The organism is Vibrio penaeicida, assembly GCF_030689305.1.
GTDB lineage: Bacteria > Pseudomonadota > Gammaproteobacteria > Enterobacterales > Vibrionaceae > Vibrio > Vibrio penaeicida_B.
This window is the reverse complement of the sequence record NZ_JAUYVM010000027.1, coordinates 19,370-31,669: the sequence shown is the minus strand read 5'-3', so window position 1 is coordinate 31,669 and position 12,300 is coordinate 19,370. Positions and strand designations below refer to the sequence as shown.

Below are 12,300 nucleotides of genomic sequence, written 5' to 3'. Positions count from 1 at the left end.
ACTTGAGAAAGATCCGCGGATCTCAAAATATCCTTTTTCATTCTATGGTCTTTCGCTCATAGAATATGTGTTTCTCCCCATATTTTCGGCAACACCTTAGGTTTCCGCTAACGCCCCAATCAACTTTATCGCATTTGGTTGTTGTGAACTCGACATCGTGGCTATTTGGTTATTGAGCATAGAGAGAGCTTCATATTTAAAAGGTAGAAAATGTGCATAGGCGACGGGATGGCATTCATCGTCCTGCAGCGCAAGTTCAATCATGGGTGATGTTTCTTCACCATATTCCCAAAGTAAACATGATAGCTTAAGTGCTTGCTTTCGTACTCCAGATGCCGAATCCTTCAATGCGATTTTAGCCGCTGACTTTACAAGGGGCTTGAATAGTAGACCTAGCATTTTATAGTGATTTTCGAGCGCATATAGCGCAGAGATACGTACGTGTTCACTGGTATTTTCTAACGCTTCAATGATCAACGGAACAGCTTTTGAAGTTGTTGTATTAGCGAGATATTTTAACGCACTTTGTTGAGTGAGCTCGTGCCCTGAAAGCAATACGTTTGCAGCTGCACCAATGCCATTTTCACACTCTTTTTGTTTTGGGTTACGTTGCCTCTGTAACGTCAAAGCTTGGAAAATTTCGCGCATATTTTCGTCAGATGCGCCAAGAATTGATTCAATGATCCAACCGACGGCTTCTGGTTGGCGAGACTGGCCTAGAGCACGCAATGCTAAGGTTATGTTTTCGAATTCAGGTAAACGGGCGATTTTCTTTCTATTCAGGTTCAGATTGTCTGCAGCGGAAAAGTTCGATTTAACAACGTCAGCAAACTCCGAGTATTGGTCGTCGAGGTTGTCGACCATTTCCACGATGCTAGTTTGCTGTTCGTCTTCAGATTGCGCTGGAGCAAGCTTTTGTTCTAAGTTGGTTTGGAGAATCGCATTTAACGTGGATTTCGGAGCGTTTTCAGTCGCTTGTTGCTCAGGGACGATGTGACCTCGCAACGCCGAATGGACAGCAAGCTCGTCGTCCTGCAATGCTAAAGGTGGCTGAGTAACATCTATTTTGTTTGGGTACGCATTAAGACCAAACAAAGTGGTTTTAAGGAGGTGCCGGCAGGCTGGCAATTCGGAGTGGCTAATCACGTCTAAACATGCTTGCCTGATGCTGGCTTCGAAGGTGTGGCTTTGATTGTGATCGACCTCATTGATACGACGTTCTAACAAAGGAAACAGATTTTCTATGCTTGATGGTAAACGATCCAGTGCCCGAATGAGTTGTGTGTGGTGGAGGATATCGAGCGTATTACGAGTCAATACCTCTGATATGAGCGCTTCAATACCTTTAATGTTCTTTGCACTAAGAATTGCGGGATTGATGTTTTCTATGAAACAGACACACAACTCTGGTGTATCCAATGATAGAAAAGCAACAAGATCGTTCACTTCACTCTCGACGATGTTTGTTTGACAAATAAGCTTAAACAATTCAATTCGGGATGTATCACTGCAGCTGGAAACATATCGAATCAGGCGTTTATTATCGATTTCGCTCCACGCGGTGAACTGTTCGATGGCAAAAAGGGCACATTTCTGAACATCTAGGCTGTCGTCCTTGATGCATTCCAATATGTCCCAAAAATATTCATTCGACCTTTGTTTTGATATTGCTTCAATGGCTATGCAACGGCAAAGAGGATCGGCATCCTTAAGGTGTTTAAACAGAAATGCTTTTGAAATCTGTTCATTGTTTTCCCCCAAGGCTTTTAACAATTTCCGCTTCTTCATGCGCTTTGCTTTAGGAAGTTGGGAGATTACCCATTGCGCATTCATCCTCGCTATCCCTTTATATAGGGCGAACTCAAGCTCAGGTTCAGGGTCTTGTTCTAAGATGGTTAGGAAAATATCAAGGTATTCCGGTTTATCTTGTCTCGATAGAATCTTTACTGCTGTCAATTGTAGGTCCCACCAGTCGTCCCACCCCGTGCTCATGCCCAAACCGTCACTTTCGTTTCGCCCTTTAGCAAAACTGACAATAATTGATTCAACATGGTGGAATGATGTATGGCGTCCTAGCGCATTAAGCGCGGCAAGCCGAGCATCACCTTCTGGGTGGTGCCTAGCGACATCTTCTAAGGCATGAATATCCCCTGATTGCATTGCAGACAAAGCATCAGCGGCATCGATAACCACATCGGGGTCTGAGTGGTACAAGCATTGGTTGAGCGCTTGAATCGAGTCTTCCGCTTTGATTGCGCCACACGCTCTTGCGCTATAACAGCGCATGGCTTCGTCGCCCGTTTCAAGAAAGTGTTTAAGTATTTCAACTGAGCGATGCTTTGCTTCTCGCAGTTCCACTTTATTACGTGAGCCCAATGCAGTCAGGTTATCCATGGTTACTCCCCGTTTGATGAAGATGAAAGGCTTGTTAGAAATGAACACGTTATTGAGTTTTGCAGTTTCCATGCCTAAACGGCGACTTAAAAATACATACGAATAAACAACGGCTTACGTACTTGTTGGGTGTATTACGTTAATAATGCTGAAGCGCAGTTGAATGAAACGTTCACTTTTATCACTTCACTTTTAACAAAACGTTCAATAAATCCGTGTGTGACCCCGCTCAAAATGTATGTAGTTAATTGAAATTAAAGAAAAATTTCATACCGATAAATGTGGAACAAAAAATGCTCTTGTGAGATGGCGAAAATAATAATGCTGCGCAAGTGACCTACACAAATGCGCAGCTTTAGCTGGAAGCTAAGGAGCAAAACAATGAAAAGAATGTTGATCCTTGCTGCTACAGTCAGTTTGTCATTTTCAGCATGGAGCCAAACCGATGCCACTCAATTCGGTTCGCTACCCACACTAAAAATCGACGCTGCAAAAGCAGAATTGGGAAAACGCCTATTCTTCGATACTCGGTTATCGGGAAATACTGCGCTGTCTTGCGCATCCTGTCATCAACCTGAAAACGGGTATTCCTACCCAGAAGCACTTGGACCTGCATATACCGGCAGCAAAGGCTTTCGAAACGTGCCGACCTTAATCAATACCGTTTATAAGAAGGTTTGGTTTCACGATGGTCGAATCGGCACCAACCTGAATGATGTCACGCGTGAAAATATCACAGAAGATTGGTTGATGAACATGGACATGCGTTTGATGCAAGAACGGTTAAAACAAGATCCAACTTACATAAAAATGTTCAAAGAGGCTGGATACGGAGAGCCGTCAAACGGAAGCGTACGCAAGGCCATTCCAGAATATTTAAAAACCCTAACAGCAAACACCACACCTTTTGACAAGCAAAAGCTCAGTACTAGCGCCCAAAAAGGGTTTGAGATTTTCAAAGGAAAGGGTCGATGCAGTGCGTGCCACAGCGGTCCTTTGTTTACCGATGGCAAACCTTACAACACTGGTGTCCCTGAAAACCTCGATATTTTCCGCGATCCAATGCGTCACCAAACGTTTATCGCGTTCAACATGTTTATGGGAACAGAGAACTACATGAACCAAAAAAGGGACGTAGGTGCTCATGTTCAAACACATAAAGCGGATGGTACCGACAAAGGTAAGTTCATCACGCCAACATTGCGTGAGCTTACTTTTACTGCGCCTTACATGCATAACGGCATGCTCGAAACACTTGAAGATGTGGTTGCCTTTTACAACCAAGGTGGAGGGGAAGACAGCAACAAAGATAAGCGCCTTAAACCGCTTAACTTGAGCGCGCAAGAGCAATCGGACTTGGTGGCCTTTTTGTCTTCCCTATCTAGCGAGCCTCTCACATCAGACAAGCATGTTTGGAAGGCAAATGATTACAACTATCAGCTGATCTCTGATTGGCGCAACGTGAAAAATTAAGGAGGATGAGATGAAAACTAAAGCAATCACCTTATCTATCATTAGCACGCTGGCGCTCACCGCTTACACTAGTTCAGCCTTTGCTAATCAAAGTACCGACGATACATCAAACGCACATCAATCGGTGGTGCTCAACGGGGTGAGTTATCCCGCACTTGCACCATTAGGGGATGTACCTACACCGGCGGATAACCCAACCACACCAGAGAAAGTCGAGCTTGGAAAACTCTTGTTTTTTGATGGTCGATTAGGCGGTGACACGTCCACTCCTTGTTCAGCGTGTCACAACCCCGCGTTAGGCTGGGATTTTCCCGCTGATCTGTCTTTGGGTTACCCAGGTACGGTGCATTGGCGTAATAGCCAAACCATCATTAATTCCGCCTATTATCAAAAGCTATTTTGGGCAGGATCTTCCAAGTCTTTGGAAGGCCAGGCAAAAAGCGCAGCAAAAGGGGCTGTCGCGGGCAATGGTGAAGACGATCTCATGGAAGCGCGTTTAGCACTCGTGCCGGAATACGTTGAACGTTTTAACACTGTGTTTGGCGATAATTACCCCAAAGTGAGTAACGCATGGAAGGCCATTGCAGCATTTGAAAGAACCCTCGTTCAAACTGACACACCACTTGATAACTATTTACGCGGCGACGAAAGCGCACTCACCGACGAGCAAATAAAAGGAAAAGCATTATTCGAAGATAAAGCTAACTGTATCGCTTGCCACAATGGTTCATTGGCGTCAGACCAGAAAAACTACAACATTGGTGTCCCTACGAACAAACGTTGGGAAAGCGATCCAATGGCGCAAATCACCTTCCGATATGAACTTTACGCAAAAGGTTCCAACGAAAAAATGTACCGCAATACCAAAGCGGATCCCGGCATTTATTTCCGAGGTAAACGAAAAGAGATGAAGGGGAAATTTCGTACACCAAGTCTCCGATATACCCAATACACTGCGCCTTATATGCACAATGGCACCATTGCTACGTTAGAAGATGTTATTGAGTTTTATGACCGTGGTGGCGTTGCAAAAGACGGAAGAACGTCGGGTTTCCCGCAAACCAAAAGTACCTTAATCAAGCCACTGGGTTTGACCGCAAGCGAGAAAAAACAACTCCTTGCATTCTTAGGGGCATTCTCTGGTGAACGTATCACGATGGATTACCCAACGTTACCGAAATATCAACGCTTGTTCAGCGAGGAAGAATTGGCGGAGGTGAAAAAATGATCTTTAACAAAAGCAAAGCCAAAAAATCAGAAAGCGCAGCAGAGCACAAAAAATGCATGATGTCGCGACGTGATTTTCTTATGTATTCCAGTGTCTCGGCAGGTGCTGCCAGTGTTATGTCGATCACTTTGTTTCCGGGAACAGCCCAAGCGGTAGAAATGCAAGCCCGTGTGGTTGGTTACCCTCGTAAACTTTTAGGAAAACTCAGTGAGTTGAAAACCAATGAACCTGTCTATTTTAACTACCCAGATAACGGAATGAACTCACAAGGCATCTTAGTGAAAATGGGGGTACCAGCGGGTGGAGGCTTAGGAGCAAAGCAAGATGTTGTCGGATTTTCCCTTATGTGTACGCACCAAGGCGGTCCACTGAATGGACAATACAAGGTCGTGGATGAGCATCGAGTATTAGGGCAATGCCCGTTCCACCTTTCCACGTTTGATATGCGAAGACACGGCATCATCGTGTCGGGTCAAGCGTACGAAAGTTTACCCCAAGTATTGCTGGAACTGGAAGGTGATGACATATACGCCGTCGGCATTATGGGGCTTCTATTCGGTCGAACCGACAACATCATCGCGATGCAGGAGGCATAACCATGACTACTAACTTTTACATCCCAGAAGATCATGCACCGCTGCCCCCTAAAAATGCAGAGGTAATCACGACCGCTTGCGACTACTGCGTGGTCGCATGTGGTTACAAAGTCTATCGTTGGCCATTAGAACAAGGCAGTGGAGGGCAAAAAGCGAGTGAAAATGCATTTGGTATCGATTTTCCGAGCGCACCTTTACAAGCTTGGGTTGCCCCAGCGCAACATAACGTTGTGATGCATAAAGGCAAACCTCACAACATTATTGTCGTACCCGACAAAGATGCAAAAGCGGTAAACAAAACCGGTGATTCGTCGATGCGCGGAGGCTTGCTAGCACAAAAGCTGTATAACCCTTCAACAGGGACTCGCGACCGGTTAACTCAACCTTTGGTGAGAATCGGAGGCAGTTTGCAACCAGTGCCCTGGGACTTTGCATTGGATATTGCAGCAGAAGTTGGACGCCATGTGATTGAGAACCACGGCGCCAATGCCTACGGCGTTAAAACGTTCTCTTACCAATACATTGAAAACACCTACGCCATTACCAAGTACGCCCTTCGGCACATTAACACTGCGAACTTTACGTTCCACGATACACCATCGGACGTAACCTCTACACCGGGCTTTCGTGATGCAGGGTTTGATAACTTTGGCCCAAGTTACGACGATTGGGGTGCGGCAGACACGCTTATGTTGTGTGGTACCGATCCTTACGAAACTAAGACCATTATTTTTACTCAGTACATCATGCCGGCCGTTCAGCGAGGCATGAAAACAGTGATTTTGAATCCGCGTGAAACCGCGGGCATTGCGTGGCTGAAGAAACATGGTGGTTTGCACATCGATTTAAACCCCGGCTCCGACAACTTGGTCGTAGGTGCCATCATTCGTGTCATTCTCGAGAACGGCTGGGAAGACAGCGAGTGGATTCAAAACTGGGTGAACAATAAGTGGGAGTCGAGCTCAGGCTTTGGACAAGGCACCCGAAATACTCCATGGCAGTGGCGAACCACTTGGGGCAAGTTCCAAACCAATGGTTTTGAAGACTACAAAAAATGGAATTTGAAACAGAAAGAGTACGACCCTAAATACGCCGCGGAAATGGCAGGAATCGATGTAAACAAAATTCATCAAGCGGCAGAAATGCTGGCTAAACCTGTAGGTGGGAAACGACCTAAATCGTCTATCGCGATTGAGAAAGGGTTCTACTGGTCAAACAATACAGGTAACACCAACGCCATTTCGTCTCTTGGGACAATCATTGGTGCAGGAGGGCGTGAAGGACGTGTCATTGGCAGAATGGGCGGGCACCAACGCGGTGGTCAGTCTGGTGGAAAGTTACCGCGTAACAAATCACCAGAAAAAGTACCTGGTCGTCGTCGCCGCTCTATAGACACTGACCGCTATCTCTATTCAGGGCATACGCGCTTTGCTCATGTGATTGGTACCACTTGGATTCAAGCAATGTGCGGAAGCCAAGGGTTGCAAAGGAAATTCTGGGAACTCACGACCGCTAACCCTCATCAGGTTTACACCTATGACAAGCAAGAAATCATCGATACCCTGAAAAAACGAGCTGATTCTGGCGGCATGGTTGTGATCAATCAAGACATCTACTTACGCGAACCAATAGGGGCGAAGTTTGCAGACATTGTCTTCCCAGCGGCAACGTGGGGAGAAGAAGACTTTATGCGAGCCAACGGTGAACGCCGTTTACGCTTGTACCAAAAGTTTGCCGACGCCCCTGGCCATGCAAAACCGGATTGGTGGATCATCAGCCAGCTTGCTAAACGTATTGGCTACGATGGCTTTGATTGGGACAACTCCAATGACGTTGCGGAAGAAGCCTCTCGCTTTAGCCGAGGAAGTCGCAAAGATTTTCACATGATCAAAGTCGCGGCGCATGCTGAAGGAAAAACACTGCATAAAAAGTTACGCGAATACGGTACGGATGGTATCCAAGGCCCCGTTTTTTATAACTATGATACTAAGCAGCTCGTCGGTACTAAGCGGCTCCATGATACCGAGATGAGTGCTATCACATTAGCAGAAAAGGGGCTAACTGACGGACCGCAAGGTGCGAACGTGCTTAAAAAGCAACTCACTGCATTTAACAGCCAAACCGGAAAGGTGAATTTACAAAAACACCCTTGGGATTTGTTTAGCGATTTTTATGCATGGTTGCAGCCAAAAGGCGAAGAGCTTTGGTTCTCTAACGGTCGAATTAACGAAATTTGGCAGTCGGGCTTTGACGATGTAGAAAGACGAGCTTACGTGATTCAGCGCTGGCCGGAAAACTGGGTAGAAATACACCCAGATGACGCGAAGGCTAGGGGGATCGAGTCGGGCGACCAAGTCATGATGTATTCCAATCGTGTTGCGAATTTCAAAGACACGATTTTAGGCGTTCATGGCGACGATTTCCAATTCAGCAAGCTGATGGAAAATGGTCATATTAAGTTGGATAAAGCAGCGGTTACCGCTGTGGCCATTGTTACGCCAGCCGTTAAAAAAGGCGCGCTTTACGCCAATATGATTGATATGCGTCAGCCTTCCAACTCACTGACGACGAGGGTTGTGGATCAAATATCCGGTAATTACAACTTCAAGATGGGGGTCGCCAATATTAAAAAAATTGGTGAATCCAAATACAAAAGTGAGTTTAGGGCGTTCTCTTTTGCGCCAAGGAACATCGTCTAAACCTATGAAGTGCCAAAGTGTAGGGGCTTTGGCGCTTCTTTTTTATCCTGAGTTCAGGTTTTAATTAAGGAATGAATATGAAAAAAATAATTGGGCTAGCGCTGGTACTTTTAGGGCTGTATGCCAACGCAGCTCTGGGCGCAGACGTTGAGGCTGGAAAAGCCAAAGCAGTAACCTGTACCGCGTGTCATGGTGCAAATGGTATTTCACCTACGGATTTGTATCCGAACTTGGCTGGTCAAAAAGCGGGGTATTTGGTGAAGCAAATGAAAGCTTTCAAAGATGGAACGCGAAAAGAGCCAACCATGAATGCAATGGTGGCAGCGCTCAGTGATCAAGATATGGAGAATCTCGCGGCGTTCTATGCATCGATGAAATAATAAACCTTTCCAACAATGAAAAAAGTGAGCTTCTAATTTTAGAAGCTCACTTTTTTATTTAAAACGATGTATTTCCTCAACGAGGAAGCAGGTTTTAGCTTTTCTTTTTACCAACACCTAGGTTTTCTTTCTGTGCCAGTGTGATCTTACCAAAACCAAGCTTTCTAAAATGGTTATCACGGTAATCACGTACTGCTTTCGTGTCGGACACAGCTTCAACTTGTTGTTCCATTTTCAAATAGTTGGAAATGTCGATACCTTCTGCGTCCGCGACGGCTTCATGAATAGAACGAAATTTCTCGTAAGAAAATAGAAGCGTTTTTTCTTCGTCTTTATAGGTATAAATAATGGTACGAGCCATAAATTTCTGCCTGCTAGTGTTTAACCTGAATAATTTGGGCACACTCTATCAATAGGGTAGAGTTATGCCAAACCCTTTTTACTGATATCTCCTAGACTCGACCTTGCAATGGAATGATGGTGACGGCTTCTCCTACTTTTACCGTGTCGACTTCAGGCGTAATTTCGATCAAACAATTGGCTTCACTCATGGAGCGGAGTATCCCTGAACCCTGCTTGCCAGTGGTTTTTACCTCTAACTGCCCATTTGAGTTTACATTGTAAATTCCACGGCTGAATTCTGTTCTTCCTTGGCGAGAACGTAAGTTTTCACTGGCAATAGCCGGCACTTTAAGCGGCGTCCAATTCTTCTCTCCTTGGAGTTTTCGAATGGCAGGCTCCACAAAATTAATAAACGAAACCATAACAGCAACGGGGTTACCGGGTAATCCGAAGAAAGGTTTATCAGAAATTTTTCCGAATGCGAGAGGGCGACCTGGTCGCATACTGATGCGCCAAAAATCGATCTGACCGAGCGCGTCTAGAGCGAGCTTTATGTAATCCGCATCGCCAACCGATACACCTCCTGATGTAATGATGGCATCGGCAGTTTCCCCAGCATCTTTCAAAGCTTGCATGATGACCTGTTGATCGTCTTCCAAAATGCCTAGGTCCATCACCTCGCAACCTAGCTGCTCTAGAAGTCCTTTCAATGTGTAGCGGTTGGAATCGTAGATGCAATTGTCTTTCAATTCGTTTCCCGGTGCTTGGACTTCATCGCCAGTAGAGAAAAGCGCAACACGAACAGGGCGCACGACGTGACAACGGTTAATACCGAGCGACGCTACCATTCCCATTTCAGCCGAACCAATGCGTTTTCCCGCCTCGAAGACTTGTTGTCCTTCCGACAAGTCTTCACCCGCCTGGCGTACGTTTTGCTCTGCTTTAATATTAGATGTTGAAAAGGTGACAATGTCACTTTCTTGATTGGCTTGTTCACGCATGATGACGGTATCAGCGCCATGTGGAGTAGGTGCTCCCGTCATGATCTTTACCGCTTCGCCTTCCTGCAGTGGCTGCGTATAGGCATTACCAGCCATGACTTCAGCAACGACCTGAAATGCCTTCTTCCCAATGTCTCCGCTGCGAATGGCATAACCGTCCATAGCCGAATTGGTGTACGCCGGAACATTGATCGGAGAATACACTGCTTGTGCAAGTACATTTCCATACGATTTTTCAACATGAATATGAGTTGTGTCTGAAATAGGCGTCACCGCAGACAAAATGGCGTCACGCCCTTGTTCTACCGATAAGAAAGCAGGAGACACAATGTCGCAGCAACTTGATGCTTCTGACGGCACGGAGGAGCATGATGGTTGAGCTGCATGTACGTCTTTTACACCCACCTCACTGTTCACATAATCCATCACGAAGCTTGCAATTGCATCGAGATCATTGATGTTCATTTGAGGAAGGCGAGCACCCACAGAGCGGTCCGCTGCAATCGCGATGATGTTTTCATCGCTTGGGTGAAGCCAAGGTTTTCCTACTTCTTCGCGGTTTAATTCAACTTTAGGGAAAGCAATGTTTTTACACCCTTCAACCAATATTAAATCGAGCTGAGTATCATCAAACCTAGAAATTAAATATTCAAAATTGGCTTCATTTTCTGGGGTTTCTGTCATCAAAGCATGGCGATAGCGCGAGCTGATCAACATTTGACTTGCTCCAGCTTTGCGCAATCGGTAGCTATCTTTCCCGGGCTTATCGACATCGAAGTTATGGTGAGCGTGTTTCAGTACACCGATCCGCAACCCTTTTTCAGTCAATTTCGGTAGTAGCGCTTCAAGCAGGGTCGTTTTACCTGTACCGCTGTACGCTGCAAAGCCGAGAACGGGTAACGAAGTAGGGAGTTTTTTTGTCATAATACAGTACCAAATTCTTCCAACTCTTCAGGCGTATTCAGGTTGATAAAGCATTGTGCGGCATCAGAGAAATCGACTCGGTGAGTCACACATTCCTGATAAAGAAGAATAATTTTACGATCGCCACGTTTAAGAAATGCTTCGAGTTTAGGCAAAACGCGCTTATGGAAAAGGGTAAACACGGGTTGTAAATGATCGCCATCGTGCGCGACTAAAATATCAGAGTCGGCTTGAATGGCATTTTGAAAACGCGCAACCAGATCGGATGAAATACATGGGCTATCGCAAGGAACAAACCCAACCCAATCACAATTCGCGTGTTTTAAGCCAGCGTGAATACCACCAAGGGGACCGGGGAAATCTTGAAATTCATCCCCAACAACGGGCGCATATTCATGATAGGCGTCAATGTTGCGATTGGCATTGATCAATAAATCGTGCGTTTGGGCACTTAAAATGGAGTGGACATATTCAATCAAAGGGCGACCATTCAGGGTGATTAACCCTTTGTCTTGCCCACCCATACGTGTTGCTTTGCCGCCAGCTAAAATAACCCAACTAATTGGCGTTGGAAATTGCATACTTTTTCTCTTGTATTAATTGTAATAGTGGTTTTTCAGTCAAAGACTTATCTTCAATACACCACTGCTTTTGGCATAGCCGAGTTAACGAATTGCTCTGGTGACTGGTGATCACCAAACTAGCACCTCGGCTTAATAAGTCTTTTGACATTAACACCAATCGTTCAATCGATTCTTGATCCAGACTGGCACTTGGCTCATCCATCAACAAAATCGATGGGTTAAGAATCCACGCTCTTGCCATCGCGACACGCTGTCTTTCACCACCGGAGAGTAAAGAGACATGCTCATCAGCTAGCGTTTCCAGCCCAACCATTCTCAAGGCTTTGATGACTCTATTGCGTTTTTCTTGTTTGCTCTCTGATGTGTATTTTACGCCATACGCAACATTTTGAAACACTGAGCCATCAAACAGATAGGGTGATTGATGCAAATAAATGATATCGGAACGAGTTCGCGCCCCCAACATCCGCTTTAACAGCGAGGGTAATGGGAAATCGATATCTCCGCTGGTTGGCTCAATTAAGCCTGCCATTATCTTAAGTAGCGTGGTTTTCCCTACACCGTTATCTCCCTGAAGATAAACCGCTTCATTGGGTCCAATTTTGAGTTCAGGAATGTAAAACAGTACTCGATCTTTAAATCTCATTGAGAGATTGCGAGCAGACAGTTTAAGCGTCAT

General features: G+C 45.5%; 10 protein-coding genes. 5 read left to right on the top strand and 5 right to left on the bottom strand.

The window, feature by feature from the left end:
* Window positions 1-96: 96 nt before the first annotated feature.
* The gene (locus Q8W40_RS26210; RefSeq protein ID WP_305401454.1) at window positions 97-2,394 is read right to left on the bottom strand and encodes a HEAT repeat domain-containing protein; all 2,298 of its coding nucleotides are present in this window, start codon (window positions 2,392-2,394) and stop codon (window positions 97-99) included.
* A 390-nt stretch (window positions 2,395-2,784) separates the two neighbouring features.
* Here Q8W40_RS26210 and Q8W40_RS26205 point away from each other — a divergent pair, with 390 nt between their 5' ends.
* The 5 genes from Q8W40_RS26205 (at window position 2,785) to Q8W40_RS26185 (ending at window position 8,770) form a co-directional block, all read left to right on the top strand.
* Window positions 2,785-3,867, top strand: coding sequence for a cytochrome-c peroxidase (locus tag Q8W40_RS26205; RefSeq protein ID WP_305401486.1), 1,083 nt, complete (start codon window positions 2,785-2,787; stop codon window positions 3,865-3,867).
* A gap of 10 nt (window positions 3,868-3,877) precedes the next feature.
* Window positions 3,878-5,095, top strand: coding sequence for a cytochrome-c peroxidase (locus Q8W40_RS26200; protein ID WP_305401452.1), 1,218 nt, complete (start codon window positions 3,878-3,880; stop codon window positions 5,093-5,095).
* Window positions 5,092-5,691: an arsenate reductase (azurin) small subunit gene (locus Q8W40_RS26195; RefSeq protein ID WP_305401451.1), complete on the top strand. Its 600-nt coding sequence runs from the start codon at window positions 5,092-5,094 to the stop codon at window positions 5,689-5,691. Before Q8W40_RS26200 ends, Q8W40_RS26195 begins: the two co-directional genes overlap by 4 nt.
* 2 nt (window positions 5,692-5,693) lie before the next feature.
* On the top strand, window positions 5,694-8,390 hold the full coding sequence (locus Q8W40_RS26190) for a molybdopterin-dependent oxidoreductase (protein WP_305401450.1): 2,697 nt from the start codon (window positions 5,694-5,696) through the stop codon (window positions 8,388-8,390).
* A gap of 77 nt (window positions 8,391-8,467) precedes the next feature.
* Window positions 8,468-8,770 carry a c-type cytochrome gene (locus tag Q8W40_RS26185; protein ID WP_305401449.1) on the top strand — a complete coding sequence of 101 codons (303 nt, stop codon included), beginning with the start codon at window positions 8,468-8,470 and terminating at the stop codon, window positions 8,768-8,770.
* Between the two features lie 94 nt (window positions 8,771-8,864).
* Here Q8W40_RS26185 and Q8W40_RS26180 read toward each other — a convergent pair whose 3' ends face one another.
* The 4 genes from Q8W40_RS26180 to Q8W40_RS26165 form a co-directional block, all read right to left on the bottom strand.
* Window positions 8,865-9,131: a DUF2960 domain-containing protein gene (locus tag Q8W40_RS26180; protein WP_101113804.1), complete on the bottom strand. Its 267-nt coding sequence runs from the start codon at window positions 9,129-9,131 to the stop codon at window positions 8,865-8,867.
* Between the two features lie 91 nt (window positions 9,132-9,222).
* Window positions 9,223-11,037, bottom strand: coding sequence for a bifunctional molybdopterin-guanine dinucleotide biosynthesis adaptor protein MobB/molybdopterin molybdotransferase MoeA (locus Q8W40_RS26175; RefSeq protein ID WP_305401446.1), 1,815 nt, complete (start codon window positions 11,035-11,037; stop codon window positions 9,223-9,225).
* Window positions 11,034-11,618, bottom strand: coding sequence for a molybdenum cofactor guanylyltransferase MobA (gene mobA / locus Q8W40_RS26170; protein WP_305401444.1), 585 nt, complete (start codon window positions 11,616-11,618; stop codon window positions 11,034-11,036). The genes Q8W40_RS26175 and mobA overlap by 4 nt, the downstream gene beginning before the upstream one ends.
* The gene (locus Q8W40_RS26165) at window positions 11,596-12,300 is read right to left on the bottom strand and encodes an energy-coupling factor ABC transporter ATP-binding protein (protein WP_305401442.1); all 705 of its coding nucleotides are present in this window, start codon (window positions 12,298-12,300) and stop codon (window positions 11,596-11,598) included. Before Q8W40_RS26165 ends, mobA begins: the two co-directional genes overlap by 23 nt.

Excerpts from the sequence above, each read along its gene's own strand:
- Q8W40_RS26175 (WP_305401446.1), bottom strand. The coding sequence starts at position 11,037 with ATGACAAAAAAACTCCCTACTTCGTTACCCGTTCTCGGCTTTGCAGCG.
- Q8W40_RS26180 (WP_101113804.1), bottom strand. The coding sequence starts at position 9,131 with ATGGCTCGTACCATTATTTATACCTATAAAGACGAAGAAAAAACGCTT.
- Q8W40_RS26200 (WP_305401452.1), top strand. The coding sequence starts at position 3,878 with ATGAAAACTAAAGCAATCACCTTATCTATCATTAGCACGCTGGCGCTC.
- Q8W40_RS26195 (WP_305401451.1), top strand. The coding sequence starts at position 5,092 with ATGATCTTTAACAAAAGCAAAGCCAAAAAATCAGAAAGCGCAGCAGAG.
- Q8W40_RS26165 (WP_305401442.1), bottom strand. The coding sequence starts at position 12,300 with ATGACGCTTAAACTGTCTGCTCGCAATCTCTCAATGAGATTTAAAGAT.
- Q8W40_RS26210 (WP_305401454.1), bottom strand. The coding sequence starts at position 2,394 with ATGGATAACCTGACTGCATTGGGCTCACGTAATAAAGTGGAACTGCGA.
- mobA (WP_305401444.1), bottom strand. The coding sequence starts at position 11,618 with ATGCAATTTCCAACGCCAATTAGTTGGGTTATTTTAGCTGGCGGCAAA.
- Q8W40_RS26190 (WP_305401450.1), top strand. The coding sequence starts at position 5,694 with ATGACTACTAACTTTTACATCCCAGAAGATCATGCACCGCTGCCCCCT.
- Q8W40_RS26185 (WP_305401449.1), top strand. The coding sequence starts at position 8,468 with ATGAAAAAAATAATTGGGCTAGCGCTGGTACTTTTAGGGCTGTATGCC.
- Q8W40_RS26205 (WP_305401486.1), top strand. The coding sequence starts at position 2,785 with ATGTTGATCCTTGCTGCTACAGTCAGTTTGTCATTTTCAGCATGGAGC.